General features: G+C 41.7%; 22 protein-coding genes. 8 read left to right on the top strand and 14 right to left on the bottom strand.

Features of this window, described 5'->3' with window-relative positions; all coding sequences use genetic code 11:
• Both trpA and trpB read right to left on the bottom strand, forming a co-directional pair.
• Window positions 1–828 carry a tryptophan synthase subunit alpha gene (gene trpA / locus WA1_RS35395; RefSeq protein WP_017745904.1) on the bottom strand — a complete coding sequence of 276 codons (828 nt, stop codon included), beginning with the start codon at window positions 826–828 and terminating at the stop codon, window positions 1–3.
• A gap of 37 nt (window positions 829–865) precedes the next feature.
• Window positions 866–2,206 carry a tryptophan synthase subunit beta gene (gene trpB / locus WA1_RS35400; protein WP_017745903.1) on the bottom strand — a complete coding sequence of 447 codons (1,341 nt, stop codon included), beginning with the start codon at window positions 2,204–2,206 and terminating at the stop codon, window positions 866–868.
• Window positions 2,207–2,392: 186 nt separating this feature from the next.
• Between trpB and WA1_RS35405 the strand changes: the two genes are divergently transcribed.
• On the top strand, window positions 2,393–3,304 hold the full coding sequence (locus tag WA1_RS35405) for a LysR substrate-binding domain-containing protein (protein ID WP_017745902.1): 912 nt from the start codon (window positions 2,393–2,395) through the stop codon (window positions 3,302–3,304).
• A 767-nt stretch (window positions 3,305–4,071) separates the two neighbouring features.
• On the opposite strand, the gene WA1_RS35410 is transcribed toward WA1_RS35405, so the two are convergent.
• The 5 genes from WA1_RS35410 to WA1_RS35430 form a co-directional block, all read right to left on the bottom strand.
• Window positions 4,072–4,806, bottom strand: coding sequence for an amino acid ABC transporter ATP-binding protein (locus WA1_RS35410; RefSeq protein ID WP_017745901.1), 735 nt, complete (start codon window positions 4,804–4,806; stop codon window positions 4,072–4,074).
• A complete protein-coding gene (locus WA1_RS35415; protein WP_017745900.1) occupies window positions 4,799–6,337 on the bottom strand; it encodes an ABC transporter permease subunit in 1,539 nt (512 codons plus the stop codon). The genes WA1_RS35410 and WA1_RS35415 overlap by 8 nt, the downstream gene beginning before the upstream one ends.
• Window positions 6,338–6,481: 144 nt before the next feature.
• Window positions 6,482–7,462: a malate dehydrogenase gene (gene mdh / locus WA1_RS35420; RefSeq protein WP_026134937.1), complete on the bottom strand. Its 981-nt coding sequence runs from the start codon at window positions 7,460–7,462 to the stop codon at window positions 6,482–6,484.
• Between the two features lie 86 nt (window positions 7,463–7,548).
• On the bottom strand, window positions 7,549–7,764 hold the full coding sequence (gene ndhO / locus WA1_RS35425; protein WP_017745898.1) for an NAD(P)H-quinone oxidoreductase subunit O: 216 nt from the start codon (window positions 7,762–7,764) through the stop codon (window positions 7,549–7,551).
• A gap of 403 nt (window positions 7,765–8,167) precedes the next feature.
• Window positions 8,168–9,112 (bottom strand): DNA-formamidopyrimidine glycosylase, encoded by a 945-nt coding sequence (locus WA1_RS35430; RefSeq protein WP_066613125.1) that lies wholly within the window; start codon window positions 9,110–9,112, stop codon window positions 8,168–8,170.
• A 94-nt stretch (window positions 9,113–9,206) separates the two neighbouring features.
• On the opposite strand from WA1_RS35430, the gene WA1_RS57485 reads away from it, so the two are divergent.
• Entirely contained in the window at window positions 9,207–9,386 is a 180-nt protein-coding gene (locus WA1_RS57485; RefSeq protein WP_158516731.1) for a hypothetical protein, read from the top strand.
• A 3-nt stretch (window positions 9,387–9,389) separates the two neighbouring features.
• On the opposite strand, the gene WA1_RS35435 is transcribed toward WA1_RS57485, so the two are convergent.
• A complete protein-coding gene (locus WA1_RS35435) occupies window positions 9,390–9,602 on the bottom strand; it encodes a photosystem I reaction center subunit IV (RefSeq protein ID WP_017745895.1) in 213 nt (70 codons plus the stop codon).
• A 602-nt stretch (window positions 9,603–10,204) separates the two neighbouring features.
• Window positions 10,205–10,789 carry a PAP/fibrillin family protein gene (locus tag WA1_RS35440; protein ID WP_017745894.1) on the bottom strand — a complete coding sequence of 195 codons (585 nt, stop codon included), beginning with the start codon at window positions 10,787–10,789 and terminating at the stop codon, window positions 10,205–10,207.
• Window positions 10,790–11,004: 215 nt separating this feature from the next.
• On the opposite strand from WA1_RS35440, the gene WA1_RS35445 reads away from it, so the two are divergent.
• A complete protein-coding gene (locus WA1_RS35445) occupies window positions 11,005–11,244 on the top strand; it encodes a DUF3134 domain-containing protein (protein ID WP_017745893.1) in 240 nt (79 codons plus the stop codon).
• Window positions 11,245–11,324: 80 nt separating this feature from the next.
• A complete protein-coding gene (gene mraY, locus WA1_RS35450; protein ID WP_017745892.1) occupies window positions 11,325–12,428 on the top strand; it encodes a phospho-N-acetylmuramoyl-pentapeptide-transferase in 1,104 nt (367 codons plus the stop codon).
• A 132-nt stretch (window positions 12,429–12,560) separates the two neighbouring features.
• On the opposite strand, the gene WA1_RS35455 is transcribed toward mraY, so the two are convergent.
• The 3 genes from WA1_RS35455 to dtd all read right to left on the bottom strand — a co-directional run bounded on the left by WA1_RS35455 (window position 12,561) and on the right by dtd (window position 14,108).
• A complete protein-coding gene (locus WA1_RS35455) occupies window positions 12,561–13,067 on the bottom strand; it encodes a MogA/MoaB family molybdenum cofactor biosynthesis protein (RefSeq protein ID WP_017745891.1) in 507 nt (168 codons plus the stop codon).
• An 83-nt stretch (window positions 13,068–13,150) separates the two neighbouring features.
• Window positions 13,151–13,486: a photosystem II reaction center protein Psb28 gene (gene psb28 / locus WA1_RS35460; protein ID WP_017745890.1), complete on the bottom strand. Its 336-nt coding sequence runs from the start codon at window positions 13,484–13,486 to the stop codon at window positions 13,151–13,153.
• Window positions 13,487–13,652: 166 nt separating this feature from the next.
• Complete coding sequence (gene dtd / locus WA1_RS35465) at window positions 13,653–14,108, bottom strand: D-aminoacyl-tRNA deacylase (protein ID WP_017745889.1); 456 nt, start codon at window positions 14,106–14,108, stop codon at window positions 13,653–13,655.
• Window positions 14,109–14,205: 97 nt separating this feature from the next.
• On the opposite strand from dtd, the gene WA1_RS35470 reads away from it, so the two are divergent.
• Window positions 14,206–15,012 carry an Rpn family recombination-promoting nuclease/putative transposase gene (locus tag WA1_RS35470; protein ID WP_017745888.1) on the top strand — a complete coding sequence of 269 codons (807 nt, stop codon included), beginning with the start codon at window positions 14,206–14,208 and terminating at the stop codon, window positions 15,010–15,012.
• A gap of 132 nt (window positions 15,013–15,144) precedes the next feature.
• Here WA1_RS35470 and WA1_RS35475 read toward each other — a convergent pair whose 3' ends face one another.
• Window positions 15,145–16,275, bottom strand: a complete 1,131-nt coding sequence (locus WA1_RS35475) for a CobW family GTP-binding protein (protein ID WP_017745887.1) — start codon at window positions 16,273–16,275, stop codon at window positions 15,145–15,147.
• Between the two features lie 127 nt (window positions 16,276–16,402).
• Between WA1_RS35475 and cysS the strand changes: the two genes are divergently transcribed.
• The 3 genes from cysS to WA1_RS35490 all read left to right on the top strand — a co-directional run bounded on the left by cysS (window position 16,403) and on the right by WA1_RS35490 (window position 20,960).
• Window positions 16,403–17,848, top strand: a complete 1,446-nt coding sequence (cysS, locus tag WA1_RS35480; protein ID WP_026134936.1) for a cysteine--tRNA ligase — start codon at window positions 16,403–16,405, stop codon at window positions 17,846–17,848.
• A 216-nt stretch (window positions 17,849–18,064) separates the two neighbouring features.
• Complete coding sequence (locus WA1_RS35485; protein ID WP_017745885.1) at window positions 18,065–19,507, top strand: TldD/PmbA family protein; 1,443 nt, start codon at window positions 18,065–18,067, stop codon at window positions 19,505–19,507.
• A gap of 106 nt (window positions 19,508–19,613) precedes the next feature.
• Entirely contained in the window at window positions 19,614–20,960 is a 1,347-nt protein-coding gene (locus WA1_RS35490; RefSeq protein WP_017745884.1) for a TldD/PmbA family protein, read from the top strand.
• Window positions 20,961–20,988: 28 nt separating this feature from the next.
• Here the strand turns inward: WA1_RS35490 and WA1_RS35495 are convergent, their stop codons facing one another.
• Entirely contained in the window at window positions 20,989–22,515 is a 1,527-nt protein-coding gene (locus tag WA1_RS35495; RefSeq protein WP_017745883.1) for a cellulase family glycosylhydrolase, read from the bottom strand.
• Window positions 22,516–22,730 lie beyond the last annotated feature (215 nt).

A 22,730-nucleotide genomic window follows, 5' to 3' on the forward strand; every position in this document is an offset into this window, starting at 1 on the left:
TCATAACTTCATAAAACTCATGGTCTCGCTTCGCAAGCCTCTCATATACTCGCCCAGTGATTGCGCTCCCGAATCAACTAGCAATTTCACAGCTTGTGTACCAATAACTGCAATATCAACACGTCCCTTCAGATATTCAATATCTTCCTTAGTTTGAATTCCAAAACCAACCCCTATTGGTAAACTGGTCGCTTCTCGAACGCGCTGTATGTAACTGTCAAAATCTTCTGAGAAGTGAGTCCGATCGCCTGTCACTCCCGCACGCGCAACACAATAAACCATTCCGCTTGTCATTCCTGCAATTTGCTGAATTCGTGAATAACGTGTTTTAGGTGTTAATAGAAAAATAGCAGCGATATCATTGTTTTTACAGATTTCTACATATTCAGTAGCTTCTTCTGGAGGCAAATCTGGTATAATAATCCCAGTAATACCAATCTTGGATGCTGACTTAATAAACTTCTTGACTCCATACTTAAACAGAATGTTGTAGTAAGTCGCGATCAAAAACAGGGTTCGAGAATGTTTTTTTGTAATTTCTCTGGCAAATTGAAAACACTCGTTGACTGTTGCTCCATTTGTCACGGCTTCTTGATTTGCCTTAATCAAAACAGGTCCATCTGCTATGGGTTCTGAAAACGGAAATTGTAGTTCAATCAGTTCAACACCTGCATTCACTAGTGAATTGATGGCAACTCTATTGCTATCAAAAGAAGGATACCCAAGAACGACATGAGACATTAACAATATGTCTTTTTGCCGACGAGTCTCCACGATACGTTTTTCTAAAGTTGTGGTAAGATTAGTGGTAGGCGATAGTGTTTTCATGAGTCATTTCCTCTTTCAATCTCTTGATTTCCTGCGATTAACTTAATTGCTCAATTTTGTTGCTTAAGAATTCTTTCCAAGAGCGATCGCCAAAAGCATTTGCCAGGGTGAAAATATCTTTATCCCCGCGTCCTGACAGGTTAATAACAATACAATCTTCTGGAGAAAGCCGAGGTGCGTCCTTCAATGCTTGGACAAAAGCATGAGTAGACTCCAAAGATGGGATAAGACCTTCTTTAGTGAGGCAAAGTTTGAGAGTATCTAAAACCTCTTGATCTGTTGCTGTACTGACTTGAATGCGACCGAGTTCTAACAGATGTGCTAGCACGGGCGATACACCAACGTAATCTAAACCCGCAGCAATGGAATGGGTTTCTTGCATTTGTCCATCATTATTTTGTAAGAAATAAGTTTTATACCCCTGTGCGATACCAACTGTTGCGTCTTTTGAAGCAAGACGTGCTGCATGCTTGTGCGAATTCAAACCGCTACCACCTGCTTCTACACCAATTAACTGAACGCTCTTGTCATCAAGAAACCCACTGAAAATCCCAATAGCGTTAGAACCTCCACCAATACAAGCATAGACAGCCGAAGGTAATTTTCCAGTTTGTTGTAAGATTTGTTGCCGTGCTTCCACCCCTATGACGGACTGGAACCAAGACACCATTTCCGGATATGGATGAGGACCGCAAGCTGTTCCAAATACGTAATAGGTGGAATCCATAAAAGTAGACCAATCTCGCAACGCCTCATTAATGGCATCTTTGTAAGTTTGGCTTCCTGTAGATACTGGGACAACTTCAGCCCCAAGTCTTTGCATCCAGAAAACGTTAGGATATTGACGTTTAACATCTATAGCCCCCATGTATATTGTGCATTCCAATCCAAATTTTGCCGCAACAGTTGCCGTTGCTACCCCATGCTGACCTGCACTTGTTTCGGCAATAACTCTTGTTTTTCCCATTCTTTTGGCAAGCAAAGCTTGTCCTAAAACGTTGTTTAATTTATGTGCTCCTGTATGATTTAAATCTTCTCGTTTAATAAAAATCTTGGCTCCACCAAAATAGTTTGTTAAATTTTCTGCATAAGTTAGGGGTGTAGGACGGCAAGAGTAATTAGATAACAAAAATGTAAATTCTTGCCAGAATTTAGTGTCTGCACGTGCCGCTTTATATACTTCAATCAGATCTTCAAAGGTTTCATGCAAAATTTCGGGAATGAACTTGCCTCCAAATTCCCCATAGTAACCATTATGGCTTAATAAATCGGGGGATGAGAATTCTGAGTGAAAGTACATCATTTCTACACAGGGATTTTTATTTATAAATAGCAGAGAAGATGGAACCCCTCTGTTACCTACGATATCTCTATACATAAAGTTTCACTTAAAAACAGTAGAGAAGTTAAACCTCTTTGTTACTTACCATAAGAGAAAAAAAAGTATATGTCCAATATTTAATTAGTTGGTAGATTATACTTAATAAATATAGTCGTCAGATGGTTCACACTGTATGGGGATCAGCGATCTCCGTTCACCAATCACCGTTTACTGGTTTCGGTCATGGAACTTCGACACTTAAAATATTTCATTACTGTCGCAGAAGAACTGAATTTTACTCGCGCCGCCGAGCGTCTTCACATTGCCCAACCACCCCTGAGTCAGCAAATCGGTGATTTAGAAGCAGAATTGGGGGTTAAACTATTTGAGCGTAGCAAGCGCCCACTTCGATTAACAAGTGCAGGACTTGAGTTCTTAAAAGAAGCACGCTTGATTCTTTCTCACGTCGAACAAGCAACCCGACTCGCACAACGAGTTAGCCGGGGTGAAGTTGGACGTTTAATTGTCGGCTTCAACAGTTCTGCAACACAGTGTGTTCTACCCGAAATCCTCACCCAATTTCGCGATCGCTTCCCAAAAGTAGAACTCGTTTTACGCGAGATGGACTCTTACAATCAAATTCAAAGCCTTCTCGATAACCAAATCGACTGTGGTTTTTTACACTCACAAAATTTTGACCGCGACAATTTAAACTATACATCGGTGTTGAAAGAGCCAGTTATTGTGGCTTTGCCCATCACCCATCCCTTAGTAAAAGAGCGTTTAGTCCCGTTAAACAAACTAGCAGGAGAGTCTTTTATTTTGCCAGTACACCACACGGGACAAGGTTTTTACAGCCAGGTAATAAACCTGTGCCAGCTTGCTGGTTTTACCCCAAACATCGTCCAGGAAGCCGTGTGGTTGCAAACAGTCTTAGGCTTAGTCGCCTGTGGCGTAGGCGTTGCGATCGTTCCTGCTTCCATGCAGAACCTCCAGCGCAAAGGAGTCGTTTATAAAACATTACAAGATGAGACATTTGAAATAGAAATGGTTGTGGCATGGAGAAAAGAGGATCTATCGCCAGTGCTTCACGAATTCCTCCATTTAGCCTCCCTTGTACAAAATTCCTGCGCTATACCATTACCCAATACATAATACCTGTTATAAAGGTTTTAACAGTTTAAATGCACCATTCCAGAATTAATGTCAGAATGATTACAAAATTATTTTATACAAGATCTACCTACAGACAGTAGAGGAGTTAATCGGTATATGCCAACACTAATGTTGGACAACAACATCCATACACTTCCCTGTCATCATATCTTTTTGATGATTGGGGAGTTTCTTATCCCAAGTTATAAAGTCTATGACTATATTATCCTACTTTAGATAGATGTTAAATTTTGAAATATTAATTTTCTTATTTTTATATAGTAGGTAGGGCTAAAGCCCACCACTGCCGTAGTTACATTTTATGAAGGTAAAAATACAGTTAATTTTCTTTTCTTGTGGGTCGAGCGTCTCGCTCGACAGATAGGGGGCAGGCGACAGATAGGGGGCAGGCGACAGATAGGGGGCAGGCGACAGATAGGGGGCAGGCGAGGACGCCCACCCCACAAGATAAAGGCATGAAAGTCATCCTTGACTTAATCCTCAATACTCGTAGAAAAAAGCTCCCTTGCCATTGACAAACAAGAGAGCTACGGTGTGGTGTGAGGAGCAAACTGAATGTTTGCTTATATTAGTGTAGCAATTGACTATGAAGTTATGGTGATAATTCTCTAAAAAATATGTAAAAAGTCATGGATAGTTTCGGGAGTAGTGAACAGAAAAGAAGAGGAGAAAAAGTAAGAAAATATAATAGCTTGTGACCGAGATTTACCAACCACTAGTCACTGGTCACTGGTCACTGGTCACTTTTAAAGCATCTTTTCCAAAAATTGCTTAGCCCGATCGCACTGAGGATTCTGGAAAAATTCACTAGGAGTCGTATCTTCTGCCAAGCATCCCCGATCGAGGAACAGAATCCGGTTAGCAACTTCTCTTGCAAAACCCATTTCATGAGTCACAATAGCCATAGTTATGCCTGTTCTCGCCAAAGCTTTCATCACGTCTAATACATCTTTCACCATTTCCGGGTCTAAAGCAGAAGTTGGTTCATCAAACAGAATCATCTCTGGTTCCATAGCCAGTGCGCGGGCGAGCGCAACCCGTTGTTTCTGTCCCCCTGAGAGTTTGGCAGGGTAAACATCTGCCTTTTCAGCCAAACCCACTTTAGTGAGTAATTCTAACCCCTTAGTTTTTGCCTCCTGTTTATCCATCCCCTTCACCTTAATTGGGGCATAGGTGACATTTTGCAGCACCGTCATGTGAGGAAAAAGATTAAAGTGTTGAAACACCATCACCAAGCGTTGGCGAATTTTAGCGATATTTGCTTTTGGCAAGGTAATTTCGTACTCGTTGAAGTATACTCTGCCTCTAGTAGGGCGTTCTAACAAATTTAAGCAGCGCAGAAAAGTTGACTTACCCGAACCAGAAGGACCCAAGATAGCAACAACTTCACCTTGAGAAATTTCAGTGGAAATATCTTTAAGTACGTCGAGTTTTCCAAAAGATTTATACAAAAATTCAGTCCGAATAACAGCTTCACTCACTTCGCCTCAACCTCCTTTCAAGTGCGGATGCGCTAAAAGTTAAACCCATAACCAAAACATAGTAAATTAACCCGGCACATAGCAGGGGTTCAAAGTAAATATACTTATTTGCACCCACAATTTGAGCACTGCGTAAGATTTCCACCACACCAATAGTTGACACCAAAGCAGAATCTTTCAACAATCCTATTGTTTCGTTGACCAAAGCAGGGAGAATGTTTTTCAAAGCTTGAGGCAAGATAACATCCCACATCATCAGCCAGTAAGGAACACCCATGGACATTGCTGCCTCGCGCTGTCCCTTATCAACTGCTTGAATTCCGCCTCGAATGGTTTCTGACATATAAGCCCCAGAGTTGAGGGTAAAAGTCAGCACTCCTGCTTGCAATGCTGGTATATCATAACCAGTCAGCTGGGGTGTGGCGTAATAAACCAATGCTAACTGCAACAGCAGTGGTGTGCCTCTAAATATAGAGGTATAAGCGTTAGCAAACCAGCCTAATGGTTCTATGCCAGAAATCTTAAACAGAGATAGTACTGTTCCCCAAATCAAACCCAGGAATACAGATAATACAGTAAACAATAAAGTTATAGGTATCCCTTGAAGAATAAAGGGAATATCTGGAGCGATTCTACCAAAGTCTAGATTTAAACCCTTTGAAGTTGTAGGTGTTGTTGAAGATGAAGCAGCTTCTGTGGCTGTGTTTTGGGAAAACCACTTCGTTGCTATTTTTTCCAAGTTGCCACTGTCCTTCATTTGTTGAAGAACTTTGTTAAAAGGTTCTACGAGGGGAGAATTTTTTGGGAAGGCAATAGCTGAACCAGCGTTCTCTCCTGCTGAGGGAATGACATTATATTCTAAATCTGGATTAGCTCGAGCAAATCCTTTGGCAATAGTATCCTCAATAATTGCTGCATCAATTCGTTTTGATTTGATTTCCTGAATGGCTTCTGGGACTTTGTTGAGTTGCTTTAACTTTATGTTGGTGACTTTTTGAGCTATTTTCTTAGCATTTTCCTCTTGGATTGTTCCAAGTTGAACGCCAACTGTTTTACTAGATAAGTCTTCTGGTTTGGTTAAATTACTCCCTTTAGGAGCAACGATAGTATCTTTTGCTTCGTAATAGATGATAGAAAAATCAACATTTTTTCGCCGTTCTGGGGTAGGCGTCATCCCAGCCATGGCAAAGTCAGCCCGTTTTGCTTGAACTGCAGGAATCAAACCATTAAAATCTGACTCGATCACCCGAAGCTTAAATCCAAGTTCTTTGGCAATTGTGTTAGCAATATCAATATCAAAGCCAACAATTTTCCTTTCACCGTCCTTGGTATTGTAATACTCATAAGGGGGATAGTCAGGTGAAGTTATCATTGTTAACGTGTCTTTGCCAACTGACGGGGCTGCATGGAGAAAATTGCTGCGACTGATTGTGGTGGTAACTGCGATAAGCCGGGTACGGCTTGCGCCAAGGGCGATCGCGACTACAAGTAACAGCGTAAATAGCAATATTTTACGTTTCTTGATTGACATATTGATAAGAAGATGCAGCTGATGTAGCAGCTAGTTTTTGCCTAATTACGTAAATGTAAATTTTGAGTTATCCTACCAACGAAAGGGAGCTATTTTTCTCCACATTGTTTGGTTTTTGAAATATACGTAATCAGGCAATGTCTTTTATCTCCTCACACCAGCAAAAATTTCCTGTGCTCTATCAATTTGTTTGCGTACAGCTTGTGCGGAAGCGTGTAAATCACTTATTTCTTCATCTGTCAAGTTTAGCTCTACAATGCTTTCGAGTCCATTACGCCCCAAGCGACAAGGAACTCCAATAAAAATATCTTTTAAACCGTATTCGCCCTCAAGATATGCGGCGGCGGGTAACAAGCGCGATTGATTGAGCAGTATTGATTCCACCATGATGCAGGTGGAAGAAGCTGGTGCAAAAAAAGCTCCACCTGTTTGCATGAGTTGGACAATTTCGGCACCACCGTTACGGGTTCGTTCTACCAAACGTCTAATTGTATCTGTGTCTAACAATTCTGTAATTGGAACGCCGTTGACGGTGGAGTACCGGGGAAAGGGAACCATTAAATCGCCATGACTTCCCAACACCATCGCTTTGACATCTTGGTGACAAACGCCTAACTCCATTGCAATAAAGGCTTCAAAGCGAGATGAATCTAGGACACCAGCCATACCTAAAATGCGATCGCGTGGCAATCCAGTTGCTTGCCATACTAAATAAGCCATCACATCTAAGGGATTTGTGACAACTATATATATTGCATGGGGAGAGTGAACAAGTGCTTTTTTAGCTGCTTCCACGACAATCTTCGCATTTGTCAGTAACAAGTCATCTCGAGTCATACCTGGTTTACGAGGAAAACCTGCCGTGATGACAACAACATCAGACTCAGCACTATCAGCATAGTCATTTGTGCCGATAATCTGGCGGTTGTGCAGTTCAATTCCCCTTGCCTCCATCAAATCTAGTGCCAATCCTTGAGGCATTCCTGAAACAATATCTAGCAGGACAACATCTGCCAGATTTTTTTCTACAATCCGTTGGGCTAGGGTACTACCAACTTTACCTGCACCGATAACGGTGACGCGGGGTGAACAACTTATTTTTGAGAAGGAAGGGGAATTGCTAATCATATTACAGTATTTTTGCTAGTGGTTAATGTACAGCCACCAGTTACCAGCTATCAGTACATTACTGATAGCTGATGCTGACAGCTTTATTTAAACTCCTCAAGTTGATCCAGACGCAGCCAAATGTTTGGTGTTGGCACTTTCCCAAATTTCACTAGGGCGTAGTCACCTTTGAGATCGACGACTTCACCTTTGGTTTCAAATAAGTAGGAAGGAAAGCGGGTGTCACTGGCTTGTGCTTCTAAACTGTTTTCCAATTTCTCGCGGACAGCACGAACCATATCTCCTTTTTTGACAGCCATGAGGAATCCTCTTGAGTTTGTACACTGTTTTATTAAGGATTTTAACCCGTGCCTAGTTTTTATTGTGTTAAGACAAAATTTGAACCGCAGATGAACGCAAATGTACGCAGACAAAATTTGGAAATTCTCTGCTAATACCAGCATTTATAGATGGTTGGAGATTTTTGGTTACATGGTGTTGATTAAATGTACTCTTATTTTTTATACAGTAAGTTGTTTGCAATTGGACTGCAATATCTAAAATTTTGAATTTTGAATAACTTATACGATTTTGGATTTTAGATTTTGGATTTTGGATTGAGAAAGCTGTTTTGGAGTTTGGATTTTAGATTTTGGATTGAGAAAGCCTCACTATGGTTGAATTTCACCCAATTCTCTGTCCTATTCTTTTTTCAAATTAAGATTATCTTTGGCAGTGGGAACAATAATGACTTGAACGCCCAGCTAATCTTGTACGTAGAATTGCAGTGCCGCAAACTCGGCAAGGTTCTCCGGTACGGTTGTATACCCAGGCAACACCACCGTAGTTACCGTTAACGCCTTTGACATTTAGGAAATTACTAAAAGTTGTGCCGCCTGCTTCAATACTGGTTTCTAAGACTTGAACGATGCACAAGCGCAAGCGTTCGATTTGCTCTCGCTGCAAATCTATACATAAGGTTTCTGGAAGTATTCGACTGGAAAATAATGCTTCATCTGCGTAGATGTTACCTAGTCCTGCTACGACTGACTGATCGAGGAGTGCAGTTTTGATCGGGCGGCGACGATTTTTGAGTTTGTTTGCCAGGTAATCTACAGTAAATTCAGGGGAAAAGGGGTCTATTGCTAATTTTGCTAAACCAGTGATGATGCTTTCTGGCGCTCTACCTGGAGGCACCCACCACATTTGACCGAAGGTGCGCTGATCCACAAAACGAAGTTCGCGATCGCCCTGAAAAAATAATCTGACTCTCGTGTGCTTGTGTAATGGTTCATCTTGATGTAGCCATAATAGTTGACCTGTCATCCGTAGATGGACTCCTAGGAAACTGGGAGAGGGAGAGGGAGGGAGAAGGGGGGAAGGGGAGAGGGGGGGAAGGGGAGAGGAGGTATATAAGGAGGAAATTTCTATCTTGTCCCCCTTGTCCTCCTTGTCTCTTCTAGAGCAGCTTAGTTCGGCTAGGAGGTATTTACCGCGACGATGCCAGATTGCGATCGCACTCTCTTGAATTGCCGTTAAAAATTCTTGTGGTGAAAACGGGTAAGCAATTGTGCGATGAAGGAGCACATTTCCACCCGTTATTTTTTGGTTAAGGGTCAATTGATTTAAACCCCGTCGGACTGTTTCAACTTCAGGCAGTTCTGGCATCTGTTTGGTGAGCCTTGATGAGAGCAGAGACAAGGGAGAGTGGGGGAGAAAATCCTACCTTGTCTCCCTTGTCCACTTTGTCTCCTTGTCCCCCATGACTCCATCATCTAAAAACATTCGGGATGTTGGAAACTCAGGATTAGAAATCCTGAGAGGAAAACGGACAAGAGCAATTTTAATTGCGGCGATTAAAAGCAGAGTTTCTGGGCGATCGCATAGAAACTCTGCAAAACCCCTGGATTTAATCCAGGGGTCAGTGACAACTGGCAAATAGCTGTTACTTTTTCGCCTTAGCCTTAGGAGCTTCAACCTCAATTAATTCTTCATCGGCGAAATTGTTGGTGTTGATGCCAGAGTAATTTACGTTGTTAAAACGGACGATGACTGGGTACTTGATACCGCTTTGGTCAATGGATGCCACAGTTCCTGTATCTTGATACCAGTAGGATTCGGGGCGGAGAATACGAACTTTAGAACCACGTTGAACCATGAGTTTCTTCCCTTTTAGTTATCAATGGCCAATCTAAATAGGCTAATTGATTTCACTCTACAGGTTTAAGGTCGCTTACAGGCGTTTTGTTAAGTTATTTGTCATTGGTGGGCATTGGGCATTGGGCATTGGGCATTGGGTATTTCCACCAACCACCAACCAAAAAAAAATTTATCCAGATCGGCAGACGTTGTGTGTGGATGTCTATAAGTAGCTGCGGACTGCTCGATAGTAGGCAGCAACGCCCAAGAAACTTTTTTGATTGGTTTTCGTCCACAGGGTTAGCTTAAAGCCATCTATCTTTTAAAGCGTTTGGACAAAAACAACAGTGGGAATCGAACTCAAGGTAAAGTAGCGTTGCGGATTTCTTCTGATACTTAACAGTGATAGCGAGATACTAGGTAAAATCGCATCACTGGTCACTGGTCACTGGTCACTAGTCACTGGTCACCGGTCACTGGTCACCGGTCACTGGTCACTGATTACCGTAATTTTACTAGCTAATCTCTGCGTCCCAAGGTGAAAATGGGTGAAACCCTCCTTGACAATGTCCTTGGGATCGCTTACTTTCAATGGTCGCAAACACTTTATTTTGGGAAGACTTATGCTTTTATCAAGACGAACACGCTACCCTCGTTACCCCTGCCGATCCGTAAATTGTTATCTAGATAGGTAATATCCAACCAACCTTGTTGTTCATTGCTATTGAGAGCAAAATCTATAGCGGTAAATTTTTTACCAGCCTCTATCTGTTGGATGAAAGTTTCTGGGGAACTGTAACCTAATAAACGTTGTAATCCAATTATTGATCGCTCAAATTTGACATTGATTCTTCTACCTGAAACAGGCTCAAATTTTGCAGCAACACTGACAATGCTTTCAAGTAATGGCAAGCCATAAACTTCAGCTATGTTGTAAACACTGTTAGTTTGTATGCGTATATACTGATAAATTTGACCGAGCTTGTATAAGGGTAAATTATCAATATTGAGTAAAGCTCTACTCGTGGTGTATACAAGTCGCCAGTTGCCATCCAACAAGTTGGGAGCTTCGACGGGACATGGTGTAGGATTGAGATCTTCTAATTTTGCAATTGCAATTAAAATGGCTTGTTTCTCTTGCTCAGTTGCAATTAGACCGCGATTTTTACCAGCAATTGCTTCTAAAAGAGTCGCTTTTCCTAGCATAATTAATTTCACCTCAAAAACATCAGTATTGAAAACATATTGATGAACAATGTATAGCACCCTACCAAAAGAAAATTTACTGTGACTCTTACCTTTTTAAGAAATAATTTTGTCGGATTTCTGAAAAAGGGGTTGAATTAACAAGTAAATCGTGCATTATCAAGTGATAGACTCTAAGTGTCTAGTTATCATCTCCATATAGTTTCTTCGTAAATATGCTAAATTCACCACTACGTGAGGAACCCCGCAACAGACGAGCCCCTGTAATTCCATTAAAGCAAGAGTCCTCCCTGTTAGACTGGTTGCAAACAAACGGTCGTCTCATAGCACGAGATGTTCACGAACCCGACTATTCGGATGAAGAAGAAGAGATATCAGAGTTTTTGAGTACTGACGACGGAATTAGCGATTTTGATTATGATGACGATGACAATGTCGTCCCAGATGAAGAATAGCTAATTCAAACTTAAGACATATTGGCATAGCCAAATCCTCTTTGTTTAACTTTGCAAGTGTGGAGTGAAGGGAAATATCCGTGGACGCTAAGTTATCTCCTAACCAAGGGTTAAGTATCATTAATGGTATAGGTTTAGTCTCCCTACTCGGTGTAGGGCTGGGTGTATCAGCGCTAATTCTTGACAGCATAGCAAATAGAATGCCTTGGCAAGGTATGTCGCTTACCTTACCTCTACTATTCTGCGCTGTCGCTTCAGCCGCCGTTGGCTTCTGGGCGGTACCACTGCTACAAGCGCTGAAAACCGGGCAAATCATCCGCGAGGATGGTCCTCAAGCTCATTTGAAAAAAGCAGGGACTCCCACGATGGGGGGCATATTCTTTGTTCCCGTGGCAGTGATTTCTGCTTGTATCTGGTCTAACTTTGCCACAGAAGTACTAGCTGTTGCCGCTTTGACACTCAGCTACGGGTTGATTGGCTGGCTTGACGATTGGCAAATTCTCCGCCGCAAGTCAAACAAAGGCATCTCTCCCCGCATGAAACTGATTTTGCAAGTGACATTTGCCGTCGCGTTTTGTCTGTGGCTTGTTGTTTCTCATCCCGCTCATATTACCAATATAGCTTTACCTTTTGGTTTTTACATACCTCTAGGTCTTCTCTTCTGGCCTTTAGCAGGTTTTGTACTTGTAGCGGAAAGCAATTCTACCAACCTCACTGACGGCATTGATGGCTTGGCTGGAGGAACAGTAGCGATCGCATTATTAGCCTTAGGTGCTTTGGTAGCACCAACTTCGCCCGGATTGATGATTTTCTGTGCTTCTCTAAGTGGTGGTTGTTTGGGTTTCTTAGTCCACAACCGCAACCCAGCCCGAGTTTTTATGGGAGACACAGGTTCCTTGGCTTTAGGAGGTGCTTTAGCAGCAGTCGCTTTGTTGGCAAACAGCTTAGTAGCACTGTTTATTCTCAGTGGCATCTTCTTCGTAGAAACACTTTCTGTAATGGCGCAGGTTAGCTACTACAAAGCTACGAAAGGTCCAGATGGTAAAGGCAAGCGCCTTTTGAAAATGGCTCCACTACACCATCACCTAGAACTTTCTGGTTGGTCGGAATTACAAGTTGTGACTGTGTTCTATATCATCAGTGCAATTCTAGCAGTCATCGCTCTAACGGTAGGTCAATTTTGATGTGTTGAACAACAACTTAGATACAAGTTAAATAACCTTCTCGATTTGAGGGGGTTATTTATTTTTGTTAGTGGTTAGTTGTTAGTGGATAGTTGTTGGTTGTTGGTTGTTAGTAGTAGTAGCTAATAACCACTAACCACTAGCAATTTGTTTTACTAAATGAACAAGTTCTGGTAAAATCAGCTTTTCCATAGCCAATCGCACAGCATTACTAGAACCGGGTAGAGAAAAAATCAGTTTTTGTTGATATGTACCTGCAATAGCGCGAGATGCGATCGCTCTCGAACCGATGTCTTGATAACTTAAAAAGCGGAATATTTCTCCAAATCCGGGCAAAGTTTTTTCTAACAGCTTTTCAACCGCATCATAGGTGGTGTCTCTTGGTGCAATACCCGTACCACCATTAATCAGAATAACATTTAAATTACGGCGCTGACCCAGCAAGTTTACTTGCTCTTGAATTTGTGCTGGTTCATCTTTGACAATCGTATAAGCTTCTATATCATGGTTGGCATTGCGAAGTAATTCCTGAATAAGATGACCGCTTTTATCCGTTTCTGGGGTACGGGTATCGCTGACAGTAATTATTGCACAAGTGACCCTTGTATTTGAAGTATCTGGATGCGGAAGGTGAGTCATAAAGAAAGTTTGTTAGTTGTTAGTGGTTAGTAGTTAGTAGATAATAACAACTAACCACTAACAACTAACAACTAACAATGAACCTATGATTTACTAAATTCCAGACCGTGCTCTTGAGAATATCGCTCCATAAACCGCATAAAGCGGTCCCATTGTTCTGAAGATTTCATCAGATAGACTGCTTCTAATGCTTCGGGTTTACCGTTGACAAATTTACCCTTGACTTCACGAGTCACAAGTTCTCCTTCTTCGTCAATTAGGTACATACCAGTGATTTCTTCAGTGTTGCTACTTTCTAAAGCTTTGGGATTTGTGAAAACAAATGTTGCAGTCCCACTGTCCCCCGTGCGCGATCGCGTTAAGCGTATTTCTGGAATGACATCTTCGTTAATTCCTCGAGAAAACTGGATTTGAGCCATGATGAGTGAATTTAAAGTTTTGTTATGGTTAGTTTAATATTTTCTCATCATTTAGCACTTTACTGTCTAGAAAATAGGGAGTGGGAAGTGGGGAGTTGGGAGTTGGGAGTGGGGAGAAAATTTTTTCGTCGAGACTGCCTTAGATTTCTTTTTTACGTACAATCACTTAAGTAGCTTCTTGTTCTAGTAACAAAGTCACAGGACCGTCGTTTTCAATTGAGACTTGCATCATTGCTCCGAATTTACCTGTTTCTACCCGCAACCCGCTTAAGCGCAACTTAGCTATAAAACGGTTATACAACTCTTCTGCAATTTGAGGAGCAGCTGAACGATCAAAGGAAGGGCGACGACCTTTACGACAATCTCCATAAAGCGTAAACTGACTTACCACCAACAACTCGCCATTAATCTCTAGCACGGATTTTTGCCAACGTTCTCCAACTTCGCCCTCATCGGGAAACAACCGCAATTCCAAACACTTTCGCACCATCCAGTCAATCTCGCGATCGGTGTCGGTATCAGCAATACCTACAAGCAAGTTCAGTCCACGCCCAATTTTGCCAATTATTTCACTATTAATGGTAACTTGAGAAGATTTGACTCGTTGAATAATAACGCGCATAAATAACTCTGATGAAGGAATTAAAAGTCAGGGTATAACAAAGCGAGTTAGATAGATAAAAGTAAAAAATTCTTCTTTTTACTGCTACAATCCCATAATGTTTGACAATATTTGCAAGTTTCTCGTTGAGAGCTTTTCTACTGATTTTACGACTTGGTTATTAGGAGAACCGAGCGCTCTTACGGAATTAAGTCCACAAGAGCTTTCTCTTGAACCAATTCGTGCTGACGCTCTGATACTACTCCAATCCGATGAATTGATTCTGCATCTGGAATTTCAAACTCGACCAAAACCGAGAGTTCCATTCCGGATGGCTGATTACCGATTGCGAGCTTATCGCCGCTTTCCTAAAAAGCGGATGAAACAAGTCGTGATTTACTTAAAAAGAACTAATTCAAGACGGGTGTATCAAACAACATTTACACTGGAAGAAACTTTTCATCGCTTTCAGGTAATTCGTCTTTGGGAGCAACCAGCAAGCGTATTTTTGCAATCTCCTGGGTTGTTACCACTTGCAGTGCTCTGTCAGAGTGAAGATCGCGTTGAAACACTCAGACAAGTTGCCATGGAGATAGATAGTATAGAAGACTCACAAACACAGAACAATGTAACTGCTTCAACGGCCATTTTAGCTGGGTTAGTATTAGAAGAAAAGGTGATTCAGCAATTACTGCGGAGGGATCTAATGCAAGAATCAGTCATTTATCAATCAATTCAAGCCGAAGCTGAAGAAAAAGGTCTAACTAAAGGTCGCGCCGAAGGTCGCGCTGAAGGTCGCGCTGAAGGTCTTCAAGAGGGAATTCAGTTAGTGGCTCTTAATATGCTAAGAGAAGGATTGTCAATTGAAGTTGTAGCAAAAATCACTGGATTCTCAGTAGAACAAGTGGAACAATTAGAACTTTGACAATCTGAGAACTAACACAATTAAGTCACGGTGTTTTGTTTCAGTTCCAATGAGAGAAAGTGCTAGAAGTGGTAGGTGAAGATTAAAAATTTTTATTCTCCACGCCCCACTTCTAACTCTTGACTCGCTGAGCTATACTCCAAAACCCTTACCACGAGTGGTAGAAGGCAAACACAAACAATTTTCCAGTTGTTTTAGCAAAGTCTCGCGATCGAGATTTTGACCGATTAGCACCAACTGGTTTTTCTTCTCACTCTTGGTCCACTCATCATCATCTAAAGTGAAGCGTTTGCCACACAAGTGGAAAATGTGTCGTTTGGGGCTTTCCTCAAACCACATGATCCCTTTTGCACGGAAAACATTTGTGGGAAGCTGGTTATCCAAGAAATATTGAAATTTCCTAATGGAAAAAGGTTTATCGCTTTGGAATGACAGGGAGGTGAAGCCATCATTTTCTAAATGATCGGAATGATGGTGATGGTCGTGTTCGTGGTCGTGGTTGTGACCGCATTCGGAACATTCGGAGTGGTCATGTTCGTGGTCATGAGCATGAGCATGATGGTCATGCTCATGATGGTCATGACCGTGTTGTTTCGCCTCATCAAAATATTTATCTGTGTCAAACAGACCAACACTTAGAATCAGGGGAAGCGGGACTTGCGCCTGCTTTGTGCGAAGAATTCTTGCACCTTCTTTAACTTGGTTAATTTTTGCCTCTAGTGCTTTTAATTCTTCTTCAGACACTAAATCTGTCTTATTGATGAGAATAACGTCACCGTAGGCAATTTGACTGTAAGCAGCTTGAGAGTTGAATAAATCCAAGCTGTAATTTGCCGCGTCTACAACCGTGACAATTGAATCAAGACGCGTTAGGTCGCGCAAGTCAGTGCCAAGAAATGTGAGAGCGACTGGTAAGGGATCGGCAAGCCCTGTTGTTTCCACTACCAGATAATCTATCTTGTCTTGCCGTTCCAAAACTTTGTAAACGGCATCCACGAGATCGTTATTGATGGTGCAGCAGATACAACCGTTGCTTAACTCCACCATATTGTTATTATCATCAGTGGAGATAATTAACTCGTTATCGATGCCAATTTCGCCAAACTCATTGACTAGTACGGCGGTTTTCAATCCTTGCTGATTGGTCAGGATATGATTGAGTAAAGTTGTCTTACCACTACCAAGGAATCCAGTAATAATGGTTACTGGTAATCCTTGCTTGGGTGCATCCATTGATTGCGACTCGGAAGTAACTGCTTGCATGACGCTGCTTTCAAGAAGTCAAAATAGCTAATTGTAGCGCAAAATCTCAGGAAGAGACTAGCATAAGGATGCTGGTATTCATCCGGTGTTGCTTACCTCTATTATTACGTATTTCTATAAGTTGGATATGACCCTATCTGTTTACAATACCCTCACCCGTCGTCAAGAACCGTTTGAAACGGTGGAACCTGCAAAAGTTAAGATGTATTACTGCGGCGTGACGGTTTATGACTACTGCCACTTGGGTCATGCCAGAGCTTGTATTGTGTGGGATGTAGTGCGTCGTTACCTGCAATTCATTGGTTACGATGTCCGCTATGTACAAAATTTTACAGATGTTGATGACAAAATTCTGAATCGAGCGAGACAAGAACATTCATCAATGGAAGCTGTTGCAGAACGCTTTATTCAAGCATATTTTGAGGATATGAGGCGTCTCGGTATTCAGGATGCTGATGAATATCCCCGTGCAACTCACACAATGAATGGCATTCAACGATTGATTCACGAGTTGGAAAATAAGGGTTATGCTTACCCCTCTCATGGTGATGTTTACTACGCAGTCCGTCAGTTTTCCGAGTATGGCAAACTCTCTGGTCGCAAGTTGGAAGATATGCAAGCAGGAGCTAGCGAACGGGTGAATCTGGAAGATCCAGAGTATCAGAAGAAGAGAGAGCCATTTGATTTTGCCTTATGGAAAGCAGCAAAACAAGGAGAACCAGCTTGGGACTCACCCTGGGGTAAAGGACGTCCGGGTTGGCATATTGAATGTTCAGCTATGGTTCGCGATCGCTTGGGTGATACTATTGACATCCACACTGGTGGTGCAGACCTCATTTTCCCTCACCATGAAAATGAAATTGCTCAGTCAGAAGTTGTTACAGAAAAACCACTGGCAAAATACTGGCTGCACAACGGTATGGTAAAGGTGGATGGAGAGAAAATGTCTAAATCTTTGGGTAACTTTATCACAATTCGGGAGTTGCTAGATAAAGGAGTACACCCAATGGCGGTACGGTTGTTTGTCCTGCAAGCCCACTATCGCAAACCAATTGATTTTACGGATGAAGCGATCGCTTCTGCAACAAAGGGCTATGAGACACTTAAAGAAGGTTTGCTCTTTGGTTATAAATACGGTAAACAACTGGGTTGGGGAGTGGGGAACTACTCCCTACTCCCTGAATTTGTTGACCGTTTCACTGAAGCAGTCGATGATGACTTTAATTTTTCAGGAGGATTGCCAGTACTTTTTGAATTAGCCAAAGAACTACAGCGAGAAGGAAATATTTTGACCCATGAGGGAAAAACGGAAAAAACACCTGATGACTTACTCAGCGAATGGCAAACTCTGGTTAAATTGGCTGAAGTTCTGGGTTTTGATGCCAAGGTAGAGGAGGAACCTTCCAACAATGATGATTTAAGCGATGCAAAAATTGAGGAGTTGATTCAGAAGAGACAAGAAGCACGTAAAACGAAAAATTTTGCTCTAAGCGATCGCATTCGTGACGAACTACAAGCACAAGGTGTTACCCTCATCGACAGTCGAGATGGAACACGATGGCATCGCAATTAAGTATGAAGGGTAAAATATTGATATTTTATCCTTCATCTTTTATCCTAATACCAATTAAAAAAAGAAGACGACAGAATAGTTGGGTGAGATGAAGTCTATGCAAGGCATTCTCAATCCAAAATATTATAAAAAATACGACAGAATAGTTGGGTGAGATGAAGTCTTGCAAGGCATTCTCAATCCAAAATCCACGCATCCAAAATCCAAAATGGTATTATGTTATCAGAATTAAAAAAAGCTATTGCTCAAATAGATATTCCTGCTGATTGGTTGGGAATTAGAGTAGTAAAAGATACAACCCATACCCGTCACATCCGTGATGGGATACCTCAAAGTAACGGTAAATCCTTGACTAAGGGGTCGATGCTGGAAGTGATGGTCAATGGTTGTATCGGTTATGCAGCGACTAATTCGTTACAAGTGACCGATTTACAAACTGCTGCTGAGAAAGCATATCATCAAGCACTGGCTGCAAGTGAGTGGTGGGTATATCCATTTAAAGCAGCAAGTGAGCGCCCTAAAGTTGTGGGTCAATACACTTCGCCATTTCTCAAACCTCTTGATGCTTTGAGTGCAGGCGAAATCAACGATTTGCTCATCCGCATCTGTCAGACAATGAAGGTTTGCGATCGCATTGTGCAAACCACTGCTATTGCCTCAACAAGTGAAAAAGAAACTTGGTTTGCGAGTAGCAATGGCTCCGAGGTGTATCAAAAATTTATGTTTTTTAGCACTCATTATGGAGCTACCGCACAGGATGGAGCGCTCGTTCAGCAACGTTCTCAAAATGGTTGGCAGGCAAACTGCTACCAAGGTGGATTGGAACATTTTCAAGAAGCCCAATTGTGGCATCAAGTCCAACAAATTGGCGAACAGGCAGTAGAACTACTCACAGCAGAAGAATGCCCGACAGCACGTACAAATCTGGTATTAGCTCCGGATCAAATGATGCTACAAATTCATGAAAGTGTTGGGCATCCCTTAGAAATTGACCGAATTTTGGGAGATGAACGGAACTACGCTGGTGGTAGCTTTGTTGACAAGAGAGATTTCGGGAATTTAGTCTATGGTTCTCCCTTAATGAATATTACCTTTGACCCCACCGTACCAAATGAATTTGCCAGCTACGGGTTTGATGACACTGGCACTGTAGCAACACGGGAGTACTTAATAAAAGAAGGGGTTCTTCTTCGGGGTTTGGGCAGTTTGGAAAGCCAAGCAAGAGCAGAAGTACCTGGAGTTGCCTGTGCGCGTGCTTGTTCTTGGAATCGACCAGCAATCGATCGCATGGCAAATTTAAATCTTGAACCTGGGGAAGCTTCTTTTGAGGACATCATTGCCGAAGTAGAACATGGTATTTACATGGAATCCAATCGCTCGTGGTCAATAGACGATCGCCGATATAAATTTCAATTTGGTTGCGAGTACGCAAAGCTGATCGAAAACGGCAAACTCACAAAAACTCTTCGCAACCCAAACTACCGAGCCACAACTCCAGAATTTTGGCAAAGTTTAGTTAAAATAGGTAATTACTCCACTTGGCAGATGTACGGTACTCCTTTTTGTGGTAAAGGAGAACCAAACCAGGCTATTTGGGTGGGTCATGGTTCACCCATTTGTGTATTTGCCAACGTTGAAGTTTTTGGTGGAGGCTCTTAAGAAGAGGGGGAGAGGGGGAGAAATTTCCCTCACTTCCTCACTCCCTCACTCCCTCACTCCCCCCTACTCCCCACTCCCTACTCCCCTACTCCCTAATTCCTGATTCATGAAACAAGAAAAATTATCTGCCTTAGAAGTTAGCTTTAACCAATTGATGGACACTCTCCTTGAAAAAAAGGCAGAAAGTGAACAATTCACGATAAAACTCAATAGCGAAAGCAGCCAATTTACGCGTTTCAATCATGCCAAAGTGCGGCAAACAGGTTGTGTTGCTGATGGTTGGATAGAACTGACATTGATGCAAGATGGGCGGGGTAGTTTTCGTCAGTTTCCCTTTACTGGGAGTTGGGAAGTAGATTGGCAAGTAGCGTACACAGCTTTGCGAGAATTACGCGAAGAACTTCCCCAATTACCCATAGACCCCTATTTAGTATTACCATCAGGCACAAATACCAGTCGAGAGGTTCATATTGGGAATTTATTGGCTGATGAATTAGTCGTACCAACAGTACTAGAACCAGTCCCAGAATTTGATTTTGCTGGGATATATGCTGGGGGAGCGGTCATTAGGGCTTATGCTGATTCCAATGGTCAAAAACATTGGTTCAGTACTGATACTTTCACATTGGACTATTCTATATTCACGAACCGGGGACAAGCTGTTAAGGGAACTTTTGCAGGTAGTGATTGGAATCCTGAAGCTTATATCGCAAAAATTAGCGATGCCAAAAACCAGCTAGAGTTACTTTCTCGTCCGGTGAAAGAATTGCCAAGAGGACGATATAAGACTTACTTTGCACCAGCTGCTGTCTCCGATTTATTGCATATGCTTTCTTGGGGAGGTGTGAGTGAAGCCGATTTACAACAGGGAGGTAGTGCTTTAGCTTTTCTTTGGCGTAAAGAAAAGCAGTTATCTCCTGCGTTTAATCTCAAAGAAAATTTTCAACGCGGTCTAGTACCGCGTTTTAATGAATGGGGGGAAATGTCCGCACTGTCCGTACAGATTATTGAAAAAGGAATTTTGGTTAATACTTTGGTCAATTCTCGTACTGCGAAGGAATATGGAAAATTTGCCAATGGTGCCAATACTTTTGAAGCCTTACGAGCACCAGAAGTAACAACAGGAAATTTAAAATTTGAAGATATTATTCCTAGTTTGGAGACAGGATTATATGTCTCGAACTTGCATTACTTAAATTGGAGCGATCGCCCTACAGGAAGAATCACAGGAATGACCAGATATGCTTGTTTTTGGGTAGAACAAGGTGAAATTGTTGCCCCTATTGAAAACCTGCGATTTGATGACAGTCTCTACCGTTTTTGGGGAGAAAATCTAGTAGATATGACTAATTTTCAAGAATTTATTGCTGAAGTGGGGACTTACGATGCTCGCCAACTTGGAGGTAACATGGTTCCGGGTATGTTAGTTGAGGATTTTACGTATACTTTGTAACTGGTCATTTGTCATTTGTCACTACTCCCTACTCAACTTTCACATTTGTAGGCTGATAATCCAAACCCAGTTTATTTGCACAAAAACCAACTTCACGGACTTGATTTGGTTCAATGACACGTCCCCAATCCAAAGGAGTCGCAAGATAACGTGCTGTTCCTTGAGGTTGAAAATTCCCATTCCATGAATTATTAATGGCAGCTTGCTTCATTTGAAATGTCAGTTGCCAATTATTCACCTTAGTACTGCTCTGATTGTGAATTTTGAAACTCACACAAAATCCTGTTTGCCAATTGGTATAAATGTCAGAAGTGACTGTAAGTTGGCGAGATGCTAATTGAGTAAAAGTAACAGGAAGGAGTTGCGTTAGCAGTTGCTGTTTGGGAAGATCAATATTTTGCCAATCATCTAGTAAGAGACCACCTGTATCAGCACTGTTGGGATTCCAACTCCAGTAAGCAAAACTCAAGTTTTTTTCCTTAATATATTTCACAAATTCGTTTTGCCAAATTCCTTCTTTAGAACTTGTATCTACTTGCCTTCCACCAAATTCTCCAATCAAAATAGGTGCGCGATTTTGGCTAGAAATATAGTGAAATCCTATTTGCCAGCGATTTATGAGATTTTTGGGAAAACTACGTTCAGAAAACCAAGGCTGATCTGCAACTCCAGGACCGTACTCGTGAGGAGAATAGACAAGCTTACTGCGATTGGATAAACGAACTGGATATCGCTGTACTCCTTCTAAATTTCCACCTTGCCAATGCTTGGGTAGTTTTTGATTGGGGACATTTTTTTCTACCCCCCCAACAACAATGAGCCAGTTAGGGTTAACTTCAAGAATGGCATTGCCAGCCCTTTCTGCTGCTAGTCGCCAGTCTGTTGCTACATCATTTGTACCCCAACTTGCTTTTCCATGCGGTTCATTTTTTAAGTCTGCCCCGATAATATTAGTTTGGTTTTTATATCTATCGGCGAGCATTTTCCAAGTATCAATCCAGTCTTTTTCTGTAAAGCTATCTTCGTACCACAATTCCGAGATGCGTTGATTGTTGAGACGGTGACAGTCAAGAAGAATGAGTAATCCTTGATGTTCGGCTTCTTGAATAATTAAATCCATAACTTCCAAAGGATTTTTGCCTTCAAGTGCTTTGTTGTTACCAATGCTAAAGTCAATGCCACTTATATTTGTTGAACGCAGGGCTTGTAAAGAATAGGGTAATCGAATTAAGTTATATCCCAAGCTTTTAATCTGTGTCAGTATATCTTTATAATCCCGCTTCCATAAACCGTGGGGAACGTTAGTTTCTGTCTCAATGCCAAACCAGTTAACGCCTCTAAGTATTACTGGCTTACCTTGAGCATCCAAGATTTTTGCACCACGGGTTGAAAGTGGCAATTGTATTGATGGTACATTGGCGATCGCATTTTCTTGGCTGCGAAGGGGTGCGATTGTGAGAAGACTCCAAAAAAAAATGACTACAGCTAGTGATAAAACCGTCAATTGATTGTAAAACTTTAGTTTATGTCTTTTGCTTTTATAGATGTAATGCATAAGTAGGTTGGCGGAAATAAACAGAACTATGTTATTAAATGTAAATATACTGGAAACCTTTACCAAATTCTTAAATACCTACCCTTGAAAGCCAGTCTCCCTACCTAATAAGCTGAGACGCACTTAAATTTTAAAGCTGAAAATCTTACAGCAAGACTTTCAAGCTCCAAAAAGTACAATTTAGATGCGCGACAGCTTACCAGTCGCCGAGTTGT

This window comes from Scytonema hofmannii PCC 7110, assembly GCF_000346485.2.
Taxonomy (GTDB): Bacteria; Cyanobacteriota; Cyanobacteriia; order Cyanobacteriales; family Nostocaceae; genus Scytonema; species Scytonema hofmannii.